Raw genomic sequence first — 25,038 nt, 5'->3', positions numbered from 1 at the left:
TTGGGACCAGAGGGTCAAAGGTTCGAATCCTTTATCACCGACCACATTTAGAAAAACCTCGCTTCTGCGGGGTTTTTTGCTTTCTGGCCTCCGCTGGGCCAGTACTCTCTCCCTGTTACGTCTGTTTACACTCTATTTGGGCAGCGCGCCCTGCCTTTCGGTTATGCTTCAGCCTCGAGTCACTGACAACCGGATGTCATCGGCCCATTTCAGGCATTTTTCCATGAATAACAAAATTTCCTTTGCTTGCTCTCCCGCCCTGCTGGCTGCCTTGCTGCTGGGTGGCTGTACCATCAAGCCGCCATCCACCGATGTGATGATGGGCTCCATTGCATCACAACCGCAGGAGGAGCGCTCTCTCTCCCCCTTGCTGACCAGCGGTGATTTTTGCGTTGCGGTGTCCCAACAGAAGGTGTTGGCACAACCTTGCAGCGGAAAAGACGATCAACTGTTCGAGTGGGATCTGGGTGAGTTGCGCCTGCAGGATCTCTGTTTGCAAGCCAAAAACGACAGCGAAGTGATGCTGGCACCCTGTGACGGTCAGGCGCAGTGGGAGTGGCAGAAAGACAGGCTGTTCAACAGCAAGGTCTCCCGCTGCCTCGATGTGGCTGGGAGACGCCATACCCCCGGCACGCCGCTGCGGCTGGCTGAATGCTACGGCGGAGCGAACCAGAGCTTCAGCTGGCAGCGGCCCAATCCCTGGCTGGAGACCCTGAAAAAACAAAGCCTCACATGGTGAGGCTTTGCTGAATCGGATGTCGGGATGAAGAGGATCAGGCGGCGCTGACGCTCTCCAGCTCGAACAGTTTCTCCAGATAGACGGCAACGCCATCTTCGTCAGAGGTGAGGGTCTGCTCATACTCCGGCAGCGCCATTTTCAGGCGATCATGGGCGTTGCCCATCACGATGCCGCGTCCCACCATGGTCAACATCTCGAAGTCGTTCATGCCATCGCCGAAGGCGATCGCCTCCGACATGTCGAACCCGTTCTGCTCCAGCACGGCTCGCACAGCATTGCCCTTATGCACCCCGGCGTGCATCACTTCGAGGCAGTCCGGCAATGAGAAGGTGACGTTGAGCTGATCGCCATAGCGCTGGTTGAGGTGCGCCTCGATCTTCAGCAGCTTCTCGTGGTCGCCGATGTAGAACACCTTGTTGATCTGCTCTTTCGGTTCCTGTTTCAGGTCATCGACCAGACGGTAGGTGAACCCTGACTCGTCGTGGAACTGCAGCAGCCAGGGCAGCTCCTCTTCCACCACCCAGTCATCACCCTGATAGACATTGAGGTGGATAGAGGGGTCGCGCTCCAGGGCAATCAGTTCGGCGGCGATCTCGGTCGGCAGCGGCTGGTTGAAAATCAGCTGGTCCTGTTTGTCATGGACCACGGCGCCATTGGAAGTAATGAGGTAGATGTCCATCCCCAGCGCATCGCGGAAGCTGCGTACGTCAACGTGATGACGGCCGGTGGCGACCACGAATTTCACACCTTGTTCTACCAGGCGGTGCAGGGTATCCCGGGTACGGGGAGAGATCTGGTGCTGCTTGTTGAGCAGAGTGCCATCGAGATCGGATACAACTACCTTGAACATCATTACCTCGGCATCGATTGAAAACAGGGGCAGTTTACCTTAGCCCACACTGTCACCCCATTTATTTAGGGTTACAAAAAATAGCCAGCTCAGAAGCGGGCGAAAAAGTCGACCATCGCGGTCAGGGCGGGCTGGCGCTTGTCATCGGATTCGATAAACAGCTCGTGCCAGGCACCCTCGATGCGCAGCGGTTTGCCCCCTTCGCACTTGGCAATGGTGCAGAAGCGATCCTGCGCGGCATTGTCCACCACGCTGTCGTTGCCAGCTTGCAGCACCAGCAGCGGGGTTTTGATGGCGCCCGCATCGGCGATGGCGGCATCGGCACCGGTGATCCCCTGATAAATCCAGTGCGCGGTCGCGCCACCCAGCTTGATCCGCGGGTGCTGTTCGTAGATTTGGCGGAACGCCTGATAGCGGGACTGACTGTGAGTCAGCTCGTTGTCGGCAAAGCCGTGATCCTGATAGGCGCCCTGACCGGGGCCGTAGGGAGGCTCGCCAAGCCAGCCGCCGACCGTGCCTATGGTGCTCGCCAATCCCTTGGCCAGCCACTTGGGCAGACCGCCGAGATTGATGCCCAGCATGGGGGAGGAGAGCACGGCCGCCTTGATATCATCCGGCCAGCGCTCCAGATAGCAGGCCGAGATGGCACCGCCCATGGAGTGGGCCAGCAGGAACAGCTTGGCAGGTTGGTCCGTCATGATGATCTGGTCGTGAAACTGCTTGAGATCGACCACATAATCGTCGAACTGGTCGACATATCCCTTCTGCGGGTCATCCAGCATCCGGCCAGACATCCCCTGACCGCGATGGTCGATGAGATAGAGGCTGTAGCCCTGACGCCAGAGATCCCACGCCAGCTCCTGATACTTGAGGTAACTCTCAACCCGGCCATTGACGATGAGGATGGCGCGATCGACCTTGGCTTGCCGTAGCGCGGCATAGCGGATGGTCACCCCGTCCTTGCCCTTGAACTCCCCTTCAACCGCATGCTGGCGCCAGAAGTCGGGCAGGGTTTGCTGATAGAGGCTGGGTACATCGGCTTCGCTGGTGAGCTGATAGGTATTGGTCACGGCAAGGGCTCCGGCAGAAAACAGGGTCAGGGCCAACAGGGAAAGAGAGAGGGGTTTCATCAGGCACACTCCTGTTGCCAATGGTGATAAAGGGCGGCGATATCCCCCGAGCAGAGCAGCGCCATGCAGGCTTGCAAGCGAGGCAGGGGCCAGTCCCACCACTGCATCTCTTGCAGCATGAGGATCTGCTCATCGCTGAAACGATGGCGGATCGGTTGGGCCGGGTTGCCGCCGACTATGGTGTAAGGGGCCACATCCCTGGTTACCACGGCGCGGGTGGCGATGACGGCGCCGTCACCTATGGTGATGCCGGGCATGATCATCGCTTCCGAGCCGATCCAGACATCGTTGCCAATCCGGGTGTCTCCCTTGCGCAGAAAGCCGCTGCGGGCCCCTCCGCCAAAGGTGTCGGGGTTGAACGGGAAGGTGGAGACCCAATCCAGCCGGTGGCCCTGATTGCCCGCCAGCATGAAGGTGGCGCCCGAGCCGATGGAGCAGAACTTGCCGATGATCAGCCGGTCCACCTCGCCCCAGAGGCCGCTCTCCCAGGTGTCGCGGGTCGAGCCATCGCCGAGCAGGTAACGGACGCAGTGATCCTCGAACGGCTTACCGTGGTAGTAGCCGGAGTAGTAGCTGTAGTCGCCGGCCTCTATGTTCGGGTTGGTCAGGTGATCCCGGATGATTTGCGATTCCAGCCAGCTGCCAAAAGGGTTCTCCATCACTCCTCCTGCGGATCGTCCTGCTCGCTCTGCTGCGCCCACCCTTTGCGGGTCAGCTGCATCCGTTGCCACCACTCTTCGTCCGCCAGAATTTCACCGGCCGGGCCGAGCTGGGGGTAGGGCATCTCTTTCTCTTTGCAGAGCTGGGCATAGATGGGGTAGCCCCCCTCGAACAAGATAGTGTTCTGCTCTTCAAGCGTGAGCGGGCAGCCGCGTTGATAGCAACCGGCCAGCTCGCGCTGGCGCTGCGCCTCGTAGAGGATGGCGGCGGCAGCCACCGAGACGTTGAGGGACTGCACCATGCCCACCATGGGAATGACGATATGGTGATCGGCCAGTGCCAGCGCCTCCTCACCGATGCCATGCTTCTCCTGACCCACCAGAATGGCGGTCGGTTTGGTGTAATCGATGGCGCGAAAATCGACCGAGCTGTCGGAGAGGTGAGTCGCCAGGATCTGCATGCCGGAGGCTTTAAGCTCGGCAACGGCTGTGCCGATATCCGGGTGCAGTTTTACATCCACCCAGTTCTGGCTGCCGCGGGCGGTGCCTTTTCGCTTGTGGATCCAGGTTTTGGGCCAGACGGCGTGTACCCGGTGGATGCCGATGGCATCGGCTGTACGCACGATGGCGGCCAGATTGTGAGGTTTGTGGACCTCTTCCATGCAGACGGTCAAATCGAGCTGACGCTGGGCCAGCATGTCGGTGATGCGCTTGAAGCGTTCGGGGGTCATGGCTTGTCTCTATAAAAGCAGCAGGCGGCTTGCGCCGCCTGTGTTCAGTTCTTCTGTCGGCTCACCTTGAGCACGTTGGGCATCACGCGGATCTTGCGCATGATGTTGGCCAGGTGGATGCGGCTCTTGGTGGTGATGAGCAGGCTGACCTGATAGACCCGGCCATCCTTCTCTTCGGTGCTAATGGCGTGAATGTTGGCGCCGGTGGCGGCAATCACGTTGGCCAGCTCGGCCAGCGCACCCTGATGGTTGACGATCTCGATGCTGATGCCGGTGCGGAACTCCTGTTCCTGCTCCTTGTCCACTTCCCACTGCACTGGCAGGTATTTGTCCGGTTCCTTGCTGTAGCCCTTGATGTTGCGACAGGCTTCCTGATGGATCACCAGACCCTTGCCCGGGCTGATGTGGGCGATGATGGCATCTCCCGGGATCGGACGGCAGCAGTTGGCGAAGGTGACCAGCATGCCATCGGCACCCTTGATCGGCATCTTCTTGCTGCTGGACTTGGGTTGCTCTTCCGGCGGCAGTTCATCCCCCAGCATGCGGCGCGCCACCATGACACTCATGGCGTTGCCGAGGCCCACATCGGCCAGCAGCCCCTGCAGGTTCTCATGCTTGGTATCGGCCAGCACCTGCTTGATGCGCGGCTCGGGGATGTCTTCGATATTCTTGGCGCCCAGCGCATGGTTGAGCAGGCGGCGACCCAGCACCACCGACTCTTCGGTGCGCAGGTTTTTGAGGAACTGGCGGATCTTGGAGCGTGCCTTGGTGGTCACCACAAAGTTGAGCCAGGCCGCGTTGGGGCGGGCGCCCGGCGCCGTGATGATCTCCACCGTCTGGCCCGAGTGCAGCGGGCTGCTGAGCGGGTAGGGGTGGCGGTCGACCCGCGAACCGACGCAGGCGTGGCCGATGTCGGTGTGCACCGTGTAGGCGAAGTCCACCGGCGTGGCGCCAGCGGGCAGCTCCATGATGCGCCCTTCCGGCGTGAACACGTAGATCTCGTCGGGGAAGAGGTCGGTCTTGACCCCTTCGATAAATTCAAAGGAGCTGCCGGCGCTCTGCTGCAATTCCAGCAGGCTCTGCATCCAGCGCTGGGCGCGGATCTGGGCAGTGGTGCCCGAGCTGTCGCCATCCTGCTTGTAGGCCCAGTGGGCGGCAACCCCTTTGTCGGCCATCTGATCCATGAACTCGGTGCGAATTTGTACCTCGACCGGCACTCCGTGCGGCCCCACCAGCGAGGTGTGCAGCGACTGGTAGCCGTTGGTCTTGGGGATGGCGATGTAATCCTTGAAGCGGCCGGGGCGCGGTTTGTAGAGGCTATGCATCTGCCCCAGCACCCGGTAACAGGTATCTATGTCCTTCACTTTGACCCGAAAGGCGTAGATATCCATTACCTCATGAAATTGCAGCTCTTTTTTCTCCATCTTGTTGTAGATGGAGAAGAGATTCTTCTCGCGGCCACTGACCTGATGCTCGATCCCCGCTTCTTTAAGGCGACCGCTGATTTCGCTCTGGATGGAGTCGATGATCTCGCGGCGATTGCCACGGGCGCGGCGCACCGATTCGCGCAGCACGCGGGATCGCATCGGATAGAGCGCCTCGAAGCCCAGCTCTTCCAGCTCGTTCTTCATGGTGTGAATACCGAGGCGGTTGGCGATGGGGGCGAAGATTTCGAGGGTTTCCCGAGCGATACGGCGGCGCTTGTCAGGGCGCAGGGAGCCCAGGGTGCGCATATTGTGGGTGCGGTCGGCCAGCTTGATCAGAATGACCCGGATATCCTGGGTCATCGCCATCACCATCTTGCGGAAGTTCTCGGCCTGCGCCTCTTTGCGATCGCGAAACTTCAGCTTGTCGAGCTTGGAGACCCCGGCCACCAGTTCTGCAACCGCATTGCCGAATTGTTCGGCCAGATCGGCCTTGGTGACAGAGGTGTCTTCGATGACGTCGTGCAGCACGGCGGCCATCAGGGTTTCATGATCGAGGCGCATGTCACCCAGGATTCGGGCAACGGCAACAGGGTGGGTGATATAGGGTTCGCCACTGGAACGCATCTGGCCCTGGTGGGCATCACGGGCCACCACATAGGCTTGCTTGAGCTTCTCAACCTGCTCGGGTGGCAGGTAGGAACTGGCTATTTCTTTAAGGTTTTCAAATAAATACAAGACAGTCCCCGCAGCGGTAAAACGGCAATTCGTGGAATTGAGGGTATAGCCCTGAGTTTGCGAGGTTTTCGAGCGGTTGTAAATGGGGATGAACAGTCGGCACCCGGGCGGGTGCCAACCGGAGGAATAACTTAACCGCGGCCTTCGGCGATGGCAGCAACGGCAGCCAGCTCGGCGGCTTCCTGCTCTTGCTGTTCGTAGCGGTCCTGGGTGTCCATCACTTGATTGTTCACCAGACCCAGCTCGATCTCACGCAGGGCGATCACAGTCGGCTTGTCGTTCTCTTCGTCGACCAGGGGATCTTTGCCTTGTACCGCGATTTGACGAGCGCGGCGCGCGGCGACCAGCACCAGGTCAAAACGGTTACCTACCTGTTTTACAGCATCTTCTACAGTAACGCGTGCCATGCAGGACTCCAGTGTTTGGGCTTTCTGTATTTAGAAAAGCAGTGTTTAAAAATGACGCAAAAGTTTACTTGTTTTTGGCTTACTCTGCCAGTAGCTGTTGCAGCAAGTTTTTTTGAGCCTGTTGCTGGTGACGCATCTCCAGCCGTTGGCACTCAATAATGGACCTGAGCTGGAACAGCGCCTGCTCGAAGTCTTCGTTGATAATGACATAGTCATACTCGTCGTAGTGCACCATTTCGGCAATGGCTTTCGCCATCCGGCCGGCAATCACTTCGGCGCTGTCCTGACCGCGCCCAATCAGGCGGCGTTCCAGCTCTTCGCGGCTGGGGGGCAGGATGAAAATGGATTTGGTCGGCATCTGCTCGCGGATCTGGCGGGCACCTTGCCAGTCGATGTCGAGGAATACGTCGATCCCCTGCGCCAGACAGGCTTCGATGGCGGCGCGTGAGGTGCCGTAGTAGTTGCCGAACACTTCGGCCCATTCCAGAAAATCACCACGCTCGATCAGCGCCTTGAACTCTTCCACCTGAACGAAGTGGTAGTGTACGCCGTGCTCTTCGCCAGGACGGGTGGCGCGAGTGGTGTGGGAAACCGACAGCTGCATCTTGCCAGCTTGATTGTGGTTGGTCAGCAAGGCATTGAGCAGACTGGATTTACCCGCGCCGCTCGGAGAAGAGATGATATAGAGAGTGCCTTGTTGCGCCATATTATTACCTTTAATCGAAACCGCTGTTTTGGTTGTAGCAGAGACCGCCGTCTTGTGCCCGAAAGGGAGACAGCCAAACGCAAAACGCGGAAAATTCTTGAGTCAGGAGGATGTAAAGGCGGCGAATTTTACCAGAATGCGGCGAATAAAAAAACGGCCGGAATCATATTCCAGCCGATCAAAGTATTCGTAGCTTGCTGCGGGAGCGTAACCCACATCAGCCTGCATTGTGCCTTTGGCTGAGGGCAGAGGCTATCAGGTTATCCCTGCCTGATGGCTCGGAATTCCCGAGGTGCCCTGTCACTACGGCAGCTGACGATCGGCACAGAGCCGATCGAAGGCGGCGATCACCTGCTCGCTGGTGATTTTTCGCATGGCCTCCGGGTCTTTTAGACGGGTGCGCCAGCTCAATTCGGCCAGCGGCTTGCCGGTCTCCTGCTCGACCAGCTTCTGATAGACGCTTACCACGTAGTCGCGGCAGAGATAGGGGCCGGTGCGGGCCGGATTGTGGTGGGCATAGAGGCCGATCACCGGCGTGCCCACTATGGTGGCCATATGGGTGGGGCCGGTATCGGGGGCCAGTACCAGACTCGCCTCGCCAATCAGCGCCAATAACTGCTTGAGGTTGGTTTGCCCCACCAGATCGACCGGTTTACTCTGGCTGAGTTGCCGGATCTCGGCAGCCAGATCCCGCTCCAGTTTGGCAGGCCCGCCACAGAGATAGACCTGAAAGCCCTTGTTGGCGGCGTGATCTGCCAGCGCGGCATAGCCTGCGGCAGTCCAGTTTTTGAATGCCTTGCTGGCGGCTGCGCAGATAAGCAGAGTCGGTTTGCCGCCAATCTTCTCCCTTGCCCACGCCTGATGTTCGGCGCTGATGGGCAGCTGCCAGTCCGGGGTCAGATCCTTGATGCCAAGCTCTTTGGCGAAGGCGAGGAAACCGTCCAGCACATGGGGGGAGGCAGGCGAAGGCACCTTGTGGTTGGTGAACAGCCACTGGCCGTCGTTGGCCCGCTCCCGATCAAACCCGAGTTTGACCTTGGCGCTGATGCCGAGGGTGGCAATGCTGGCCCGCATCGCCGCCTGCAGGTGGAGCAGGGCATCGAATTTGCGCCCCTTGAGGGTATGCCAGAGATCGCGATAGCCGCGCCACCCCTTGCTCTTGTCGAAGGGGATCACCTCGACGCCGGGCAGATCGGCAAACAGGGTTGCCTCGATTTTGCCGGTGATCCAGGTGATACGGGTCTGTGGCCACTCCCGCTGGATGACGCGCACCAGCGCCAGTGCGTGGCAGCAATCCCCGATGGCGGAGAGCCGCAGGATGCAGATGGAGGAGGGGGGCGTTTGAAATAGCGGCATGTTGTGGCGCACGGCTGGCAAAAAGGGTGGATGGCATTATGCAAACTCCCCTCTGGATTGTAAAATTGCGCACAATCGTCAGCCGGGATAGGCCGGGCCCAGCGCCATGACCTGTCTCTGCACGTCGTTGATTAAAGGCCACTATTGCGGGCATGCCAGAGCGGCAGCCTCATCGCCAATTGAAAAATTGCGATCCATGACCCACCGAGCGGGATCTCCACGATGCGAGTACAGACCGAACACAACCAGATCTGCTGGTATGCCGAAGGGGCCTTTCGCGACCCCTCTCCCCAGTTATTCGATCCTGCCTGGTGGCAGAACAACCGTCAGGTGGTGGGAACCTCCATCGGGCGGGGGGTGACCTGGTTCGTCAAGGATGAGTCCCGCCATCTGGTGCTGCGCCACTACTATCGGGGCGGCATGGTGGGCAAGGTGGTGCGGGATCGCTTCTGGTTCGAAGGGGTCGAGTCGAGCCGTGCCATGGCCGAATACACCCTGCTGGCCAAGCTTTGTGAGCAGGGGTTGCCGGTGCCGCGTCCGTTTGGTGCCCGCATGGTCAAACAGGGCCCCTTCTATCGTGCCGATATCCTGATTGAGCGAATTCGCGGTGCCAAGGATATGGTGGCACTGCTCAAGCAGGGGCCGGTGGCGACCGAGGTGTGGCACAAGATAGGTCAGACAGTGCGTCAGCTGCACGATGCCGGGGTCTATCACGCCGATCTCAACAGCCACAACCTGCTGCTCGATAAAGAGGGCAAGGTGTGGGTGATCGATTTTGACAAGGGTGCGATCCGCTCCCCCGGTGAATGGCAGAAGGCCAATCTGGAACGCTTGCTCCGTTCATTCAATAAAGAGTCTCAACTGCATACCAGTTTCCACTTCGTACCGGAGAACTGGCAGACCTTGATGAACGGGTATCAGGGAAAAGCGCTCTGACCCTGTTGCTCGGCGTGAACGCCAATGTTACTTATTGAGCTGGTATTCAGATCCTGTTTCGAGGCGCCCCATGGAAATGCTCAAGACACCTTTGGTCGATGTGACTGCCCGGCTTGATCCGGGTCTGCTGTCTGATGCCATGGCGCTGCTGGAGGCGGGGATCTGGAGCTGGTCAGCCCAACATGGACTGCAGCGTGATCCCTCCTGCCTGCGCCTGTTGGGATTGGGAGAGTGCTGGCCGGATGATCTCGGTTGGTTGGATCGGGTTCATCCCGACGATGTTGCCCGGCTGGAAGATGCCCTGCTCGCCTGCCAGAGCGGGCGCAGCAGCGGTCTGCGCCTCGAATACCGCATTCTGCATCATCACGGTCACTACATCCGGCTGGAAGAGCGGATACGTCGTGATGAGCGGGGTTATCTGCTGGGGGTCGTCCGTCACCTCGATCCCGCTGCCGTGCTGGTGGAGGAGCGACATGGCACCGATCCGCTGACCGGTCTGGAGAGCCGTGGCCGTTTCGAGCAACTGCTTGAAGAGCGGCTGGCGACCGAGAGTGGCACTTTCAGTCTGCTGCAGTTTTCGGTCGATCACATGGCCAAAATCCAGCAGTTGTTTGGCGAAGCGGCTTGCGACGCCATGCTGGCCAAGCTGGCGCGTATCGTGCGCCACGAGCTGCGGCGGGAAGATCCCTTCGCCCGCTGGGATGAGGACGGTTTTATCCTGATGCTCTCCCAGACCGAGCGGATGAGTGCGCTGGAGATCGCCGAGCGGCTGCGCCTCGAGATTGCCGATGCCAGCCTGTTGTCACAGCGGCCGGTCACCGTCAGCATCGGGCTGGTGCAGAGTCAGGCTGGCGAGCAGCTCGATCATCTGCTGGCCCGGCTGGCCAGCTGTCACAGTCAGGCCAGACGGGAGCACAACACCGTCGTCGGCTGAGTGCGGTCAGGGTAGGCTGCGCTTGTCACGCTGGCAGACCCAGAGCGAGGCCAGCATCAGCAGGCCGCCGATGGTCAGTCGGGTCAGGTCGGTATCCTTGCCCCAGAGCAGCAGATTGACCAGCAAGCCGGCCGGAATGAGCGCATTGTTCATGATGGCCAGCACCCCGCTGGTGACCAGCGTCGCCCCCTTGTTCCAGAGGAAGTAGCCGAGGCCGGAGGCACCCACCCCCAGCCAGAGCAGAATGCCCCACTGCAACCCTGACGTCGGATATTGCGGCTTGCCCAGCAGCCACCAGGCGGGCAGTGCGATCACCAGCGCCCCCAGATAGAAGCAGCCGAACACCGCCAGTTGCGGCGGTTGCTCCGCCTCCCTTGCCAGCAGTACCTTGTAGCCCACTTGACCCAGGGCGAAACAGAGGTTGGCCCCCTGCACCACCATAAATCCCAGCACATAGCTTTCGGTCAGGCCGTCGAAGCGGATGACGGCAGCCCCGAGCACCGCCAGCAGGGCGCCCCACAGATAGGTAGGCTTGAAGCGGCGCTCCAGCAGATCGTGGAGCAGGGTGACGTAGATGGGGGTGAAGATGGTAAAGACCAGCACTTCCGGCACCGTCAGTAGCAGGAAGGAGTGGTAGTAGAAGAGATACATGATGCCGAGCTGGATGGCGCCCAGCGCCATCAGCTTGGCCGCCAGGTCGGGGCGCAGCCAGCGGCGGCGCAGGAAGGGGAGAAACACCAGACTGGCGAGGGCGATGCGGGTCAGCACCGAGAAGTAGGCATCCACCTGACCGGCGAGGTAGACCCCGATCAGGCTGAAGGAGAATGACCAGAGCAGGGTGACCCCTATCAAGTAGTTCATGTGTTTGATTTATCGTCAGTTGTCAATTTTAAGGGGGCTATGATGGCCGAGATGGAAGCGGCAATCCAGCGTTTATGGGCGCGATTGCCACAGGTCGGAGCATTTTCCTTTACCGCCAGCAATAGCGAGGGGTCGGCGACCGACTGGAATGGTCGGGGCGAGGGGCGTGTGCAGGTGACCGATCATCAGGGTGGCTGGCTGTTTAACGAGCAGGGTCGCTACACCACGCCTTATGGCAGGGAACTCGCCATGCATAACAGCTTCTGGTGGCAGCGTAGCGAGCGGGGGATCCGTCTCTCCCATTTGCGTTATGAAGCGCCGGTCGAACTGTTCGAGCTGCTGCCGCAGGGGGATGGCCGCTGGCTGACCGCCGAACCCCATCTGTGCGGGGCGGATCACTACAGCGCCGAGTTGACCGAGATCGACGGCGGTTTCTTGCTGAGCTGGCAGATCACCGGGCCGCGCAAGAACGAGCGACTCAGCTATCGCTATCTGATCTGACGCCGGCTGGCAGGTATAAAAAAACCGGCGCAGAGCGCCGGTAGCGGGGGACAAATCGGAGGTTTTTTAAAACAGTCCCAAAAACAGGAGAGATAGACTCTCGTCACACATTCAGAGATGGACTTCAGGCATTCAGGGCATAGCTCAGCATGGCTTGCAGCTTGCTATCGAAGAACCAGGGCAGCAGTACCATCAGCAGGCCCAGGATCCCGGCCAGCCGCTGGCGATACTGCCAGCCGGCAATCAGTACCAGACCACCGCACAGTGTGGTCAGGATGCCTGACATAGGGAGACCTCGCGCTGCATGCGACGCTGTTGCGCCCACTGGTTCATGGCGACCGAGCCGAGGATCAGGGCCAGGGCCACGCCGGTGGTGGGGTGGATCTGCTCGCCGAGGAACAGGGCACCCAGCATCACGCCGAACAGCGGCACCAGATAGTTGCTGAAGGAGGCGAACGTCGGGCCGGCCTTCTGGATCAGTGCCATGTAGAGGAAGTAGACCAGACCGGTACAGAGGGTACCCAGCACGGTAATCGCGCTCAGGGCCTGGGTGCTCGGCAGGGTCAGGCTGCCGAGATCAACCATGAAGGGGGCGACCAGCAGCAACTGGATTGCCGAGGAGATCAGGATATTGCGGGCGACCACGACCGGATGGTCCTTGGCGAAGCGCTTGATCATCAGCAGGCCGATGGCGAAGCAGCTGGCACCCAGCAGGATGGCCATGGCACCGAGCAGGCCGGCGTTCATGCCCTGGGAGAGTTTCGGCCAGAACAGGGTGAGTACACCGGCAAAGCCGATGATCACGGAAAGCAGACCGGTTTTGGTGATTCTTTCACCAGAAATAAACAGCGGTGCAGCCAGAATGGTCACAAACGGGATACAACCCATGACCACGGCGGCGATGGCGCTATCCACATACTGTTGGCCCCAGGCGACCATGATGAAGGGGATGGTGGCATCCAGCAGGGCGATCAGCATATAGGTGCGCCACGGAGTGTGCTCACTCTTGAGCCGCATGAACAGGCAGAGCAGACCCAGGGTCAGGCTGCCGCACAGGGCACGACCGGCAGCCACCAGAATGGGGGGCAACTCGGCAACGGCCTGGTGCATGAAAATGAATTGGGAACCCCACAGCAGGCCAATGGCCAGCAATAACAGATAGCTACGCATTTGAATCTCCGATGTATTAAGCCAGCGCATTCTAGGCAATCTGTTACTATGGTAAAAATGAATTGTTGGCATTTAACTATGGCTAATATCGATGGATAGCTCGCTCGCCCGTCTCGACCTCAACCTGCTCGCCGTATTCGACATGCTGATGCAGGAGCGCAATGTCACCCGTGCCGCCGAACGGCTGCATTTGTCCCAATCCACTGTCAGTCACGCCTTGGGGCGGCTGCGGGTGGCGCTGGATGACCCGCTGTTCGTGATGAGTCGGCGCGAGATGATGCCGACCGAGCGGGCCAAGGCGCTGGCTGGGCCGGTTCGTCAGGCGCTGGCGATGCTGGAGCAGGGATTGCGGCAGGCCAAGGGGTTTGATCCCGCCACTGCGCGGCGGATTTTCCGCATCGCTACCCCGGGCTCGGTGGAGCACGGGCTGGTGCCGATGCTGGTGGAGAGGCTCCATCGGCAGGCCCCTCACTGTCGGCTTGAGGTGTGCGAGCTGGCCGACAGCAACTACGAGCGGGAGCTGGAGAAGGGGGAGCTGGATCTGGTGATCGGTTTCGCCGGGGCGAATCATCTCTCACCCCGCTTGTGGCGGGAGGAGTGGTTCAACAACCCGCTGGTCTGCCTGTCGCCCCTTGGCAGCGAATTGCCCGATGTGCTGACTCCGGTCGAGCTGGTGAGCCGTCCCCACATCCACACCTCCAGCTGGGGTCACAGTCAGGCGATGGTGGAGCTCTGGCTGGCCCGTTTCGGGGTGGAGCGGGAGCTGGGCGTGCGGTTGCCGAGCTTTATGGCGGTACCGCCGCTGATGGCGACCGGCCGCTATCTGGTGGTGGTGCCCGAGATGATCGGGCGCCACTTCTGCCGCTACTACCCGCTGCGGATGCATCAACTCGACCCCGCTATCCCCATCGTCTACCTTATGGCGGGGCACCCGCTCACCGCCCACGACGAGGCGATCGGCTGGTTCAAGAGCCTGCTGCACCAGCTGGTGTTCGACCTCTATGGCGACGATGCACTCGGGACTCCCGCTCAGCGGATGCTGGCGAAGTAGTCGAGCCCCATGGCGCTTTTCACCTCCGCCAATACCTCATCTGTGATGATGCGAGCCTGCTCGGTGCCTTGATAGAGCAGCTCCAGCAGCATCTTCTTGTCGGCAATGGCCGCGGCCCGGCGCTCCCGCATCGGGGCGAGCCGGGTCTGCAGGCAGTCATTGAGCACCTGTTTGCAGCGCATGTCCCCCAGTCCGCCTCGTCGGTAGTGGGCCTTCATCTCGGCGACCAGCGCCTTGTCGGGGTGGAAAGCATCGAGATAGGCGAACACCGTATTTCCCTCCACCTGACCCGGATCGCTCACCTTGAGGTGGTTGGGGTCGGTATACATGGCGAACACCGCCTGTTTGACCTCTTCCGCCGACATGCCGAGCTCGATGGTATTGCCGAGAGACTTGGACATCTTGGCCTTGCCGTCGATGCCGGGCAGGCGGCCGGTGTCGCTCAGGATCGGCTGGCATTCGGTCAGCACCTCTTTGCCTACCAGAGAGTTGAAGCGGCGGACGATCTCGTTGGTCTGCTCCAGCATCGGCAGCTGATCTTCCCCGACCGGCACATGACTGGCGCGAAAGGCGGTGATGTCGGCGGCCTGACTGACCGGATAGACCAGAAATCCGGCCGGCAGCGTTCGTTCAAACCCTTTTTGCTGGATCTCCGCCTTGACGGTGGGGTTGCGCTCCAGCCGGGCGACGCTGACCAGATTGAGGTAGTAGCAGGTGAGTTCGGCGAGGGCGGGCAGGGCGCTCTGCAGGCAGAAGGTGGTCTTGGCCGGGTCGAGGCCGACCGCCAGATAGTCAGCCATCACCTCCAGTACGTTGTCGGTCACCTTGGCCGGGTTGTGGCCGTTGTCGGTCAGCGCCTGCAAGTCGGCGATCATCACGAACTGGCGGTAGTGGTGCTGGGCTTCGACGCGCTGGCGCAGGGAACCGACATAGTGGCCGATGTGCAGTTTGCCGGTGGGACGATCGCCAGTCAGGATAACGGGGTTGTGCATGTCACTCTCTCCAGTTAGGTGAGCCGGGAGGCGACAAAGGGATAAAAACAGTTGACCGCCTCTCGGCGGTCACGGTGTTTTCTTTGGGAAATTTACAATAGAAACGCGGTGCCGCCTGTTTAGGAGCAGCACCACCAGTAGTTGTGATTGAATGCGGTCATATTCATAGCAAATCAAACTACGCCGGTTTCATTACTTCTGCAAGGGGACGACCAGCAGATCGCACGGCACCGTATTCATCAGCTGACGGGCGCTGGAGGTGAGCAGGCTCCAGAAGCTCTGGCGATGGCCGCACACCAGCAGGTCGATCTCGTACTCCTTGACCGCCTGATTGACCCGCTCGCTCAGATCGCCGCATATCACCAGCTTCTTCTCGATGGGATAGTCCACCGAGGCCAGAAATGCCTCCAGCTTCTCTTTCGCTTCGGCGATCACCTGATCCTGCACGTTGTCGATGTCGATATCGATCATCTCGGTGTAGAGATCCTTGAGGTCCACATCGACATGGATAACCGACAGCTTGGCGCCGTTGGAGCGGGCTCTGTCCACCGCCTTGTCGATCACCTTGCGGTTGTCTTCAGAGAGGTCGATCGCAGCCAGAATATGCTTGTAATAGGTTGTTCCACTCATGGGGGTTCTCCTTACCGATCCTTCAGCCCACTATACCAATCTCTGCTGAAACTAAAATGGTGCCTCAGGCACAGTTTTGGGATTTAAATGAGTTTAATGACGTGTGACACAGGGTCAGCCACTCAGTTATTAACCACTATTTGCCTATAAATTAAACAAGAGTTTGACGCCGGTCACACCCCTCGGCTTGCCGTTCAGGGGGGAGAGGCATAGGATGGGCCCGTGCTTCGCAATGAACACAAAACAACAAAAAGCATCTGAATACCGCTTTGGGGAGCCACGTGCTCCCTTTTGTTTTTCTGCCTCATCTCCCGCTGCTTTTCTGACTGATAGCGATCCGGCATCAAGTTAATCTCTTTCGATTTGGTTATGCTGTAGCCAGTTTCTTTGGAGGCCTTCCCATGATCATTCATCCCCAGATTCAAGGTTGTGTTGCCCGCAACTGTCACCCCATCGGCTGTCGCGCCGCCGTGCAGCAGCAGATCGAACGGATCAAGGCCGCTGGCCCGTTCAACGGCCCCAAGCGGGTGCTGGTGCTGGGTGCCTCCTCCGGGTTTGGACTGGCGTCGCGCATTGCACTCGCCTTTGGTGCCGGTGCCGACACCATTGGTATCTCCTTCGAGCGCGGCCCTTCCGACAAAGGATTGGGCAGCGCCGGTTGGTACAACAACATCTGGTTTCGCAAGGAGGCGGAGCAGGAGGGGCGTATCGCCATCAACCTGATCGGTGATGCCTTCTCCGACGGGATGCGCCAGCAGGCCATCGACACCATCCGCCAGCAGCTGGGGCAGGTGGATCTGGTGATCTATTCGCTCGCGAGCGGCATCCGGGTGCTGCCCGACGGCACGCAAGTGCGTTCGGTGCTCAAGACCACCGGCCAGCCGTTCAGCGGTTGGGGATTGGATCTGGAACGCGATACCTTGGTGCAGCAGTCGCTGGCGCCCGCCACGCCGGAGGAGATCCGCGACACCGTCACCGTGATGGGGGGCGAGGATTGGCAGCTCTGGATGCAGGCGTTGCAGCAGGCCGACTGTCTCGCGCCCGGCGCGCAAACCGTGGCTTACTCCTATATCGGCCCCGAGTCCACCTATCCCCTCTATCGGGATGGCACCATCGGTTATGCCAAGGAGCATCTGCACGCCACCGCCGAGACCATCAACCTGCAACTGGCCGAGATTGGCGGCCATGCCTGGGTGTCGGTCTGCAAGGCGCTGGTAACCAAGGCGAGCGCCTACATTCCGGTGCTGCCGGTTTATCTGGGCCTGCTGATGGGGGTGATGAAGGAGCGCGGTGTGCACGAAGGCTGCATCGAGCAGATGCAGCGACTGTTTGCCGCCAAGATGTATGGGGCCAATGGGGTGGTGGCCGATGGCAACCGGCTGATCCGGATGGATGACTACGAGCTCGACCCGGCCATTCAGGCCGCCGTTTCGGCGCTCTGGCCCAAGGTGACGCCGGACAATTTCCACGGGCTGGGGGACTTTGCCGGGCTGCGGCAGGACTTCATGCAGCTCAACGGCTTCGAGCTGCCGGGCGTCGATTATGCTGCGCCGGTGGATGTCGCCTCCCTTAGGGAGCTGACCCCCTGAGCTGAAAGAAACGGGATCTCCCTCTCGTTGGCGGGTTGATTCGCGGCGGGAGTGTGGCGACAATCGATACCAAATCACTGAGGAGAAACAAGATGCTGGCCCAAGCCATGATCGAGAAGTTGAACGAGCAGATTAACCTGGAGTTCTACTCCTCCAATCTCTATCTGCAGATGAGCGCCTGGTGCGAAGACAAGGGCTTTGAAGGGGCGGCGACCTTCCTGCGCCAGCACGCAGTCGAGGAGCGCCAGCACATGGAGCGTCTGTTCACCTATGTGAGCGAGACTGGCGCCATGCCCAAGCTGGGCGCCATCGATGCCCCTCCCCACGAGTTCAAGTCGCTGGGCGACGTGTTCCGTACCACCCTGGAGCACGAGTACCACATCACCAAGTGCATCAATGGTTTGGCCCACGTAGCCTTCACTACCCAGGACTACTCCACCTTCAACTTCCTGCAGTGGTATGTGGCCGAGCAGCATGAAGAGGAGAAGCTGTTCAAGAGCATCGTCGACCGTCTGGGTCTGGTGGGTGAAGATGGCAAAGGCCTCTACTTCATCGACAAGGAGCTGGCCGAACTGGCCAAGGGCGCCCCTGCTAGCATCATGGACAGCAACGCCTGATAGTCGTGGACACTTAGTGTTCAGCCAGTACAATAACGGCCCTTTTAAGGGCCGTTATTTATTCTGGTGGGCAGCCACTATGGTTGTGTTCCGCCAGAGGCAATCTCGGTTCTGGCCAGGTGCCGTTTCTATTTTGATAAGTGAGTGATGATGAAGCAGGTCGATGTGGTGGTGATCGGGGCCGGTGCGGCCGGATTGATGTGTGCGGCGCAGGCGGGCTACCGTGGCCGCTCCGTGCTGGTGCTCGACAACGCCAAGAAGCCGGGCCGCAAGATCCTCATCAGTGGCGGCGGTCGCTGCAACTTCACCAACCATCAGGCGGGCGCTCACGCCTACCTGTCGGAGAATCCCCACTTCAGCAAGTCGGCGCTGGCTCGCTACACCCAGCAGGACTTTATCGATCTGGTGGATCGCCACGGGGTCAACTATCACGAGCGCACCCTGGGGCAGCTGTTCTGCCTCGAGAGCGCCAAGGAGATCGTCGATGTGCTGCTCACCGAGTGCGACTGGGCCGGGGTGACCCTGCAGTTCCAGACCGAGATCCTCACCGTCAGCAAGCAGGACGAAGGCTTTGTGTTGACCACCAGCAAGGGTGAGATCGGCTGTCATTCGTTGGTGGTGGCGACCGGCGGTCTCTCCATGCCCAAGCTGGGCGCTACCCCGTATGGCTTCAAGCTGGCGGAGCAGTTCGGCCTCAAGGTGCTGCCGACCCGCGCCGGTCTGGTGCCCTTCACCCTCCATCAGGCGGAGAAAGAGGCGTTTGCCGATCTGGCGGGCATCAGCCTGCCGGTAGCGGTGACCGCCGAGGATGGCACTCGCTTCAAGGAGGCGATGCTGTTCACCCACCGCGGCCTCTCCGGCCCCGTCATCCTGCAGATCTCCTCTTACTGGCATGCGGGTGAGAAGATCCACATCAACCTGCTGCCGGAGCTGGATATTCCGGCCGCCCTGCGTGAATGGGCGCAGGCGCACCCGGCGCAGGAGCTGAAAACCGTGCTGGGGCGCGAGCTGCCAAAGCGCTTCGTCGACAAGCTGGTGGAGCTGGGTCAGCTGGTCAGCAAGCCGATGCGCCAATACAACGAGCGGGAGCTTGAAGCGGTGGCCAATTTGCTGGGTGACTGGCAGATCCTGCCCAACGGCACCGAGGGGTATCGCACCGCCGAAGTGACCCTGGGCGGCGTCGATACCAATGAGCTCTCCTCCAAGACCATGGAGGCACGCAAGGTGCCCGGCCTCTACTTCATCGGCGAAGTGGTGGACGTGACCGGCTGGCTCGGTGGCTACAACTTCCAGTGGGCCTGGTCCTCCGGCTGGGTGGCCGGTCAGTACTGTTGATGTCGTTGGGGCTGATTTATCCGGCCCCGATTTATTGGTCAGGGTTAGGGTGATCGGTTGGGTTGCCGCAAGGGGGCGCAGATGCTTGAGAATCAGATGATGTTGTTGGCGGTGTTCGAGCGGGCAGCGCTGATGCTGATGACCCTCTTCTTCCTGACCCGCACCCGGCCGTTCCAGCGGCTGTTCCAGAAGCGGGATCACACCCCGGCCGAGCTGGTGCTGGTAGCCTCCATCTTCGGCCTGTTTGCGGTGTTCAGTACCTACACCGGCATTCCGGTGGAGGGGGCGCTGATCAACGTGCGGATCATTGCCATTATCTCCGGCGGCATTCTGTTTGGCCCCTGGGTCGGCATTCCGGCTGGGGTCATCTCCGGTCTGCACCGCTACCTCATCGACATGGATGGCCACACCTCCATCCCTTGCCTTATCGCCAGTATTATCGCCGGTCTGCTCGCCACCTGGCTGCACCTGCGCTGCCGCAAGTCGCGGCTCTGGCTCTACGGCATTTTGGCGGGGATGCTGTGCGAAGGGCTGACCATGCTGCTGATCTGGCTGCTGACCGAGCCCCACGAAGTCGGGGTGGAGATCGTTAACCACATCGCCTATCCGATGATTGCCGGGGCGCTCTGCATCGGTCTCATCATCAAGCTGGTGCAGGATCTGGATGACGAGAAGGAGCTGATTGCCGCCAAGCAGGCCAAGCTGGCGCTCGATATCGCCAACAAGACGCTGCCTTTCTTCCAGAACATCGATCGCCACTCCCTCAGTCAGGTGTGCGATGTGATCCGGCGCGACATCAGCGCCGATGCGGTGGCCATCACAGATACCCATGACGTGCTGGCCTATGTCGGGGTGGGCAAGGATTACTACGAGCTGGACGAGCACCACGCCATCAGCGGCATGACCCAGCAGGCGGTGCTGCTCGACCAGATCATCATCAACAACGATCTGCGCCAGTATCACCTCTCCGATTTCCACTCGGTCATCATTATTCCGCTGCGGGAGAACGGCGCCGTCAGCGGCACCCTCAAGATCTATTACCGCCGCACCCACAGCATCACCAGCTCCCTGCGGGAGATGGCGGTGGGCCTCTCCCAGCTCATCTCCACCCAGATGGAGGTGTCGCGCATCGAGCAACTCAAGGAGATGACCCGCAAGGCGGAGTTCACCGCGTTGCAGAGCAAGATCAACCCGCACTTCCTGTTTAATGCCCTCAACGCCATCTCGTCGCTGATCCGCATTCGGCCCCAGCAGGCGCGCCAGCTGATCGCCAATCTGGCGGACTACCTGCGCTACAACCTCAACAAGGGGGATGAACTGATCGACATTCAGGAGGAGCTGCAGCAGGTGCGCGACTACGTGGCCATCGAGCAGGCCCGCTTTGGCGACAAGCTGGAGGTGGTATTCGAGGTGGACGATGTGCACATTCAGGTACCGAGCCTGCTGTTGCAGCCGCTGGTGGAAAACGCCATCCTGCACGGCATCCAGCCCCGCAGCGCGCCGGGTCGGGTCACCATCGAGGTGAAGCAGCTGGCGGGCGGCATCCGGGTATCGGTACGAGACACAGGTTACGGCATCAGTCAGGCGGTGATCGACGGGGTGGCCGCCGGTCGGGTGGAGAGCCGTAGCATCGGTCTGATGAACGTGCATCAGAGGGTCAAGCTGCTCTATGGCGACGGCCTGCACCTCAAGCGGCTGGAGCCGGGTACCGAAGTGAGTTTCTATCTGCCGGATCAGGAGTCGATGCCATGCTGAGTGCCATCATGGTTGAGGATAAGTGTGTGCTGCGAGAGGTGTTGTCATGCTGAAAGCGATCATAGTGGAAGACGAGTATCTGGCCCGTGAGGAGTTGATCTATCTGGTGAATCAGCACAGCCAGATCGAGATAGTGGCGAGCTTCGAGGATGGGCTGGAGGCGTTCAAATACCTGCAGGATCACGAGGTGGATGTGGTGTTTCTGGATATCCAGATCCCCTCCATCGACGGCCTGCTGCTGGCCAAGAACCTGCACAAGTCGAGTCACCCGCCCCACATTGTCTTCGTTACCGCCTACAAGGAGTTTGCGGTGGAGGCGTTCGAGCTGGAGGCGTTCGACTATATCCTCAAGCCCTACAACGAGCCCCGCATCATCAATCTGCTGCAAAAGCTCGAGCATGCGGGCAAGTCGCAGCCAGCCACCACGGGGGAGGCGAGCGGCGAGGGGAACAGCCCGCACAATCGCACCGTCAATCTGGTGAAGGGGGAGCGCATCATCGTCACCCCCTGCGAGCAGATCTACTATGCCGAGGCCGACGAGAAGCTCACCTATGTCTATACCCGCGATGATCGCTACGTGATGACCATGACCATCAGCGAGTTTGTCAGCCGGTTGCCTGCCGAGGGGTTCTTCCGTTGCCACCGCTCCTACTGCGTCAACATCAACAAGATCCGCGAAATAGTCCCCTGGTTCAACAGCACCTATCTCATCCGGCTCCATGATCTGCCGTTCGAAGTGCCGGTCAGTCGCAGCAACATCAAGGCGTTCCGTCAGCTGATGCGGCTCTGATTGTCATTCATTCCCGCCGATCTGCATTTCATGCCTTAATCGATCGGCGCGAACTGCGTCTTGCCTATAGTGGCCTCAATTTCCTTAAGGCCATCGACCGAGACGCATCATGACCAAAGAGATGAATCGCACCCGGTACCTGACACTGATCGGTACCATTATCACCCAGTTCGCACTGGGTTCCGTCTACACCTGGAGCCTGTTCAACGCCCAGCTCTCCGACAAGCTGGACGAGCCGGTGAGTCAGGTCGCTTTCGCTTTCGGCCTGCTCAGCCTGTCGCTGGCAGTTGCCTCCTCCATGGCGGGCAAGCTGCAGGAGCGGTTCGGGGTGCGTAACGTGACGCTGGGTGCTGGCGTGCTGCTCGGCATCGGCTTCTTCCTCACCGCCCATGCCAGCAATCTGGCGATGCTCTACCTCTGCGCGGGCATTCTGGTCGGTTTTGCCGACGGTACCGGTTACCTGATGACCCTCTCCAACTGCGTGAAGTGGTTCCCGGAGCGCAAGGGGCTCATCTCCGCCTGCTCCATCGGTGCCTATGGCCTCGGCAGTCTCGGTTTCAAATACATCAACCTGCTGCTGCTCTCCAGCTCCGGCCTTGAGACCACCTTCCAGCTGTGGGGGCTGATCGCCATGTCCATGGTGTTGGTGGGCGGTATGCTGATGAAGGATGCGCCCAAGCAGGCCGCCTCCGTGCAGCAGAGCGAGAGCCGTGACTTCACCCTGGCCGAGGCGATGCGCAAGCCGCAGTACTGGATGCTGGCGCTGATGTTCCTCACCGCCTGCATGAGCGGCCTCTACGTCATCGGCGTGGCCAAGGATATCGGCGAGAAGATGGTGGGTCTGCCTGCCGTGGTCGCCGCCAACGCCGTCGCCATCATCGCCATGGCCAACCTGGGTGGCCGTCTGGTGCTGGGTATCCTCTCCGACAAGATGTCCCGCATCCGGGTCATCACCATCGCCCAGCTGATTACCCTGGCGGGCATGGCGCTGCTGCTGTTCGTGCCGCTCAATGCCAACCTGTTCTTCGTGGCGGTCGCCTGTGTGGCATTCAGCTTCGGTGGCACCATCACCGTCTACCCCTCGCTGGTGAGCGACTTCTTCGGTCTCAACAACCTGACCAAGAACTACGGCGTCATCTATCTGGGCTTTGGTCTGGGCAGCATCATCGGCTCCATCGTGGCCTCCCTGTTTGGCGGCTTTATGGCGACCTTCCACCTGATCCTGGTGTTGCTGGTGGTGGCGCTGGTGCTCTCCCTCACCATCCGCCTGCCGGCACCGGTAGCGGTGGAGCGGGCCTGATAAGCCTCCCTGCCATAGCAAGCAAAAACAGAGACCCGGGCCATGCCCGGGTCTTTGCATTTCCGATGCTCGATCAGCGTGGCGCCAGCCCCAGCAGCTGGCGGGCCTGACTGCAGGTCTTCTCCACCATTGGCCAGTCGTCACCGGTCACCGTGATATGGCCCATCTTGCGGCCGGGGCGGGGTTCGCCCTTGCCGTAGAGGTGCAGATGCAGGCCGGGCAGCGCCAGCAGGGTGGCCCAGTCGGGTGGGGCGTTTTGCCAGAGATCCCCCAGCAGGTTGATTAACAGGGCGGGACGCACGGCGATCTGCTCTGGCAGCGGCAGATCGCACAGGGCCCGCACCTGCAACTCGAACTGGCTGCATGCAGCGTTGTCGAGGCTGGGGTGGCCCGAGTTGTGGGGGCGTGGTGCCAGCTCGTTGACCAGCAGTCGCCCCTCCACCAGAAAGAACTCCACCGTCAGCACCCCGACGTAATCGAGGGCGGCAATCAGTCGCTCAGCGATTCCTTTGGCTTCGTTCTCCAGCGCCGGCAAATTGGCCGGGGAGCGAGTCTGATAGAGGATGCCGCCGCTGTGCCAGTTCTGTACCAGCGGCAGGGCGCTGATGGCGCCGCCCGGACTGCGCGCCAGGGCCAGGGCAAACTCCCCCTCCAGTGCCAGCCGTTTTTCCAGCACGCAGGGCACGCCACTGGCTGCCAGCGCGCTCGCCAGCTCATCCAGATTGCTCACCTGCCACTGCCCCTTGCCGTCGTACCCTTCGCGGGCCGTCTTGAGAATGGCGGGTAAGAGTTCACTGGCCTGTGCGGGGATAGGCTCTTCCGGCAGTAGCGCCAGATAGGGGGCGACTGTGATGTTGGTTCCGCGCAGAAAGGCTTTCTCTTTACGGCGATCCTGACAGATGCGCACCGCGCTGGCGGCCGGGCGTACCGGCTTTTGTTGTTCGAGCAGCGCGAGGGTGGCGGCGGGCACATTCTCGAACTCGCAGCTGATGGCCTCGCAGCGGCTGGCCAGCTCGTGCAGGGCGGTCGGGTCGTCATAGGGGGCGACAATATGGTGATCGGCGGCGGCCCCGGCGATGCTGGCCGGGTCGGGATCCAGCACCACCACCTTGTAGCCGAGGCGGTGGGCGGCCATCACGAAGTAGCGGCCGAGCTGGCCGCCCCCCAGCATGCCGAGGGTGGCGGGGGGCAGGATCATGTCGGCTCCTCCAGCGTGAGGGCCAGCACCCGGTCGCGCTCGTGGGTGCGGAAGTCGTCGAGCTGCTGCCGGTAGCGGGGGGCGTCGCCGTCTTGTGCAACGGAGAGCAGAGAGACCGCAAACAGGGCGGCGTTGGCAGCCCCCGCCTCGCCTATGGCGAAGGTGGCGACCGGCACCCCCTTGGGCATCTGCACGATGGAGAGCAGGGAGTCCATCCCCTTGAGATGGCGTGATGGGATAGGCACCCCCAGCACCGGAAGAGTGGTTTTGGCGGCGACCATGCCCGGCAGATGGGCGGCGCCACCGGCCCCGGCGATGATGGCGCGCAAGCCGCGCTCGCGGGCTGTGGCGGCATACTCGAACAGCAGATCCGGGGTGCGATGGGCCGAGACTACCTGCGCCTCGTAGGGCACGCCGTGCTCCTTGAGGATACGGGCGGCAGCCTGCAGCACTGGCCAGTCGGAGTCGGAGCCCATTACCAGGCCGATCAGGGGAGGGGTGTTCATTTTCTCTGAATCCTTGATGTTAAACGTTTGCTTTCGGTGAACAAAAAGAGCCGGCAAGCCGGCTCAGAATTTTTCAGGTCGCACGATTTCGACCGGCTGCAGAAAGGCGATCATGGCGTAATCGGGGTAGTAG

The 25,038-nt window shown here is 60.6% G+C and carries 26 protein-coding genes and 1 pseudogene; 11 read left to right on the top strand and 16 right to left on the bottom strand.

Annotated features, from left to right (window positions below; translation table 11 throughout):
• The first annotated feature begins 223 nt into the window (after window positions 1-223).
• On the top strand, window positions 224-739 hold the full coding sequence (locus tag L972_RS17280) for a ricin-type beta-trefoil lectin domain protein (protein WP_005339265.1): 516 nt from the start codon (window positions 224-226) through the stop codon (window positions 737-739).
• Between the two features lie 34 nt (window positions 740-773).
• Here the strand turns inward: L972_RS17280 and L972_RS17275 are convergent, their stop codons facing one another.
• The 8 genes from L972_RS17275 to L972_RS17235 all read right to left on the bottom strand — a co-directional run bounded on the left by L972_RS17275 (window position 774) and on the right by L972_RS17235 (window position 8,740).
• Window positions 774-1,589, bottom strand: coding sequence for a Cof-type HAD-IIB family hydrolase (locus L972_RS17275; RefSeq protein WP_005339262.1), 816 nt, complete (start codon window positions 1,587-1,589; stop codon window positions 774-776).
• An 89-nt stretch (window positions 1,590-1,678) separates the two neighbouring features.
• The gene (locus L972_RS17270) at window positions 1,679-2,719 is read right to left on the bottom strand and encodes an alpha/beta fold hydrolase (protein ID WP_047439848.1); all 1,041 of its coding nucleotides are present in this window, start codon (window positions 2,717-2,719) and stop codon (window positions 1,679-1,681) included.
• The gene (locus L972_RS17265) at window positions 2,719-3,378 is read right to left on the bottom strand and encodes a CatB-related O-acetyltransferase (protein ID WP_047439847.1); all 660 of its coding nucleotides are present in this window, start codon (window positions 3,376-3,378) and stop codon (window positions 2,719-2,721) included. Before L972_RS17265 ends, L972_RS17270 begins: the two co-directional genes overlap by 1 nt.
• Window positions 3,378-4,109: a tRNA (guanosine(18)-2'-O)-methyltransferase TrmH gene (gene trmH, locus L972_RS17260; protein WP_047439846.1), complete on the bottom strand. Its 732-nt coding sequence runs from the start codon at window positions 4,107-4,109 to the stop codon at window positions 3,378-3,380. Before trmH ends, L972_RS17265 begins: the two co-directional genes overlap by 1 nt.
• A gap of 44 nt (window positions 4,110-4,153) precedes the next feature.
• Window positions 4,154-6,271, bottom strand: coding sequence for a bifunctional GTP diphosphokinase/guanosine-3',5'-bis pyrophosphate 3'-pyrophosphohydrolase (gene spoT / locus L972_RS17255; protein ID WP_019446267.1), 2,118 nt, complete (start codon window positions 6,269-6,271; stop codon window positions 4,154-4,156).
• A gap of 131 nt (window positions 6,272-6,402) precedes the next feature.
• Complete coding sequence (gene rpoZ / locus L972_RS17250; protein ID WP_005307060.1) at window positions 6,403-6,678, bottom strand: DNA-directed RNA polymerase subunit omega; 276 nt, start codon at window positions 6,676-6,678, stop codon at window positions 6,403-6,405.
• Window positions 6,679-6,757: 79 nt separating this feature from the next.
• Window positions 6,758-7,384, bottom strand: a complete 627-nt coding sequence (gene gmk / locus L972_RS17245; RefSeq protein WP_047439844.1) for a guanylate kinase — start codon at window positions 7,382-7,384, stop codon at window positions 6,758-6,760.
• Window positions 7,385-7,687: 303 nt separating this feature from the next.
• Window positions 7,688-8,740, bottom strand: coding sequence for a glycosyltransferase family 9 protein (locus tag L972_RS17235; RefSeq protein ID WP_047439899.1), 1,053 nt, complete (start codon window positions 8,738-8,740; stop codon window positions 7,688-7,690).
• A gap of 222 nt (window positions 8,741-8,962) precedes the next feature.
• Between L972_RS17235 and L972_RS17230 the strand changes: the two genes are divergently transcribed.
• Together L972_RS17230 and L972_RS17225 are read left to right on the top strand one after the other, a co-directional pair.
• Window positions 8,963-9,676 carry a 3-deoxy-D-manno-octulosonic acid kinase gene (locus tag L972_RS17230; protein WP_047439842.1) on the top strand — a complete coding sequence of 238 codons (714 nt, stop codon included), beginning with the start codon at window positions 8,963-8,965 and terminating at the stop codon, window positions 9,674-9,676.
• Between the two features lie 70 nt (window positions 9,677-9,746).
• Window positions 9,747-10,610, top strand: a complete 864-nt coding sequence (locus tag L972_RS17225; protein WP_047439840.1) for a GGDEF domain-containing protein — start codon at window positions 9,747-9,749, stop codon at window positions 10,608-10,610.
• A 6-nt stretch (window positions 10,611-10,616) separates the two neighbouring features.
• On the opposite strand, the gene L972_RS17220 is transcribed toward L972_RS17225, so the two are convergent.
• Window positions 10,617-11,471, bottom strand: a complete 855-nt coding sequence (locus tag L972_RS17220; protein WP_047439838.1) for a carboxylate/amino acid/amine transporter — start codon at window positions 11,469-11,471, stop codon at window positions 10,617-10,619.
• 39 nt (window positions 11,472-11,510) lie between these two features.
• On the opposite strand from L972_RS17220, the gene L972_RS17215 reads away from it, so the two are divergent.
• The gene (locus tag L972_RS17215; protein WP_081990752.1) at window positions 11,511-11,972 is read left to right on the top strand and encodes a DUF6314 family protein; all 462 of its coding nucleotides are present in this window, start codon (window positions 11,511-11,513) and stop codon (window positions 11,970-11,972) included.
• A gap of 124 nt (window positions 11,973-12,096) precedes the next feature.
• On the opposite strand, the gene L972_RS21530 is transcribed toward L972_RS17215, so the two are convergent.
• Both L972_RS21530 and L972_RS17210 read right to left on the bottom strand, forming a co-directional pair.
• The gene (locus tag L972_RS21530) at window positions 12,097-12,258 is read right to left on the bottom strand and encodes a hypothetical protein (protein ID WP_005339236.1); all 162 of its coding nucleotides are present in this window, start codon (window positions 12,256-12,258) and stop codon (window positions 12,097-12,099) included.
• Window positions 12,243-13,142: a DMT family transporter gene (locus L972_RS17210; RefSeq protein ID WP_005357113.1), complete on the bottom strand. Its 900-nt coding sequence runs from the start codon at window positions 13,140-13,142 to the stop codon at window positions 12,243-12,245. Before L972_RS17210 ends, L972_RS21530 begins: the two co-directional genes overlap by 16 nt.
• 91 nt (window positions 13,143-13,233) lie before the next feature.
• Between L972_RS17210 and L972_RS17205 the strand changes: the two genes are divergently transcribed.
• A complete protein-coding gene (locus tag L972_RS17205; RefSeq protein ID WP_047439835.1) occupies window positions 13,234-14,193 on the top strand; it encodes a LysR family transcriptional regulator in 960 nt (319 codons plus the stop codon).
• On the opposite strand, the gene trpS is transcribed toward L972_RS17205, so the two are convergent.
• Window positions 14,172-15,185 (bottom strand): tryptophan--tRNA ligase, encoded by a 1,014-nt coding sequence (gene trpS, locus L972_RS17200; RefSeq protein WP_047439832.1) that lies wholly within the window; start codon window positions 15,183-15,185, stop codon window positions 14,172-14,174. The two genes, L972_RS17205 and trpS, sit on opposite strands and share 22 nt — an antisense overlap.
• Before the next feature lie 192 nt (window positions 15,186-15,377).
• Window positions 15,378-15,815, bottom strand: a complete 438-nt coding sequence (locus L972_RS17195; RefSeq protein ID WP_005339229.1) for a universal stress protein — start codon at window positions 15,813-15,815, stop codon at window positions 15,378-15,380.
• A 401-nt stretch (window positions 15,816-16,216) separates the two neighbouring features.
• Between L972_RS17195 and fabV the strand changes: the two genes are divergently transcribed.
• From fabV to L972_RS17165, 6 genes are all read left to right on the top strand, one after another.
• The gene (gene fabV / locus L972_RS17190; RefSeq protein WP_047439830.1) at window positions 16,217-17,404 is read left to right on the top strand and encodes an enoyl-ACP reductase FabV; all 1,188 of its coding nucleotides are present in this window, start codon (window positions 16,217-16,219) and stop codon (window positions 17,402-17,404) included.
• A gap of 92 nt (window positions 17,405-17,496) precedes the next feature.
• The gene (gene ftnA / locus L972_RS17185; RefSeq protein ID WP_005339225.1) at window positions 17,497-18,021 is read left to right on the top strand and encodes a non-heme ferritin; all 525 of its coding nucleotides are present in this window, start codon (window positions 17,497-17,499) and stop codon (window positions 18,019-18,021) included.
• Between the two features lie 150 nt (window positions 18,022-18,171).
• Complete coding sequence (locus L972_RS17180; protein ID WP_005339223.1) at window positions 18,172-19,356, top strand: NAD(P)/FAD-dependent oxidoreductase; 1,185 nt, start codon at window positions 18,172-18,174, stop codon at window positions 19,354-19,356.
• 81 nt (window positions 19,357-19,437) lie between these two features.
• Window positions 19,438-21,111 carry a sensor histidine kinase gene (locus L972_RS17175; protein WP_047439828.1) on the top strand — a complete coding sequence of 558 codons (1,674 nt, stop codon included), beginning with the start codon at window positions 19,438-19,440 and terminating at the stop codon, window positions 21,109-21,111.
• A 46-nt stretch (window positions 21,112-21,157) separates the two neighbouring features.
• Complete coding sequence (locus tag L972_RS17170; RefSeq protein WP_047439826.1) at window positions 21,158-21,901, top strand: LytR/AlgR family response regulator transcription factor; 744 nt, start codon at window positions 21,158-21,160, stop codon at window positions 21,899-21,901.
• 109 nt (window positions 21,902-22,010) lie between these two features.
• Window positions 22,011-23,201, top strand: coding sequence for an L-lactate MFS transporter (locus L972_RS17165; RefSeq protein WP_040069602.1), 1,191 nt, complete (start codon window positions 22,011-22,013; stop codon window positions 23,199-23,201).
• Window positions 23,202-23,274: 73 nt separating this feature from the next.
• Here L972_RS17165 and L972_RS17160 read toward each other — a convergent pair whose 3' ends face one another.
• The 3 genes and pseudogenes from L972_RS17160 to L972_RS22005 form a co-directional block, all read right to left on the bottom strand.
• Complete coding sequence (locus L972_RS17160) at window positions 23,275-24,399, bottom strand: 5-(carboxyamino)imidazole ribonucleotide synthase (RefSeq protein WP_047439823.1); 1,125 nt, start codon at window positions 24,397-24,399, stop codon at window positions 23,275-23,277.
• Window positions 24,396-24,905 carry a 5-(carboxyamino)imidazole ribonucleotide mutase gene (gene purE, locus L972_RS17155; protein ID WP_047439822.1) on the bottom strand — a complete coding sequence of 170 codons (510 nt, stop codon included), beginning with the start codon at window positions 24,903-24,905 and terminating at the stop codon, window positions 24,396-24,398. The genes L972_RS17160 and purE overlap by 4 nt, the downstream gene beginning before the upstream one ends.
• A gap of 63 nt (window positions 24,906-24,968) precedes the next feature.
• Window positions 24,969-25,038 (bottom strand): annotated as a pseudogene (locus L972_RS22005) (transcriptional regulator); the annotation flags it as partial.

Source organism: Aeromonas sp. ZOR0001 (assembly GCF_000801015.1).
Classification (GTDB): Bacteria; Pseudomonadota; Gammaproteobacteria; order Enterobacterales; family Aeromonadaceae; genus Aeromonas; species Aeromonas veronii.
This window is presented reverse-complemented; position numbering and strand designations above follow the sequence as displayed.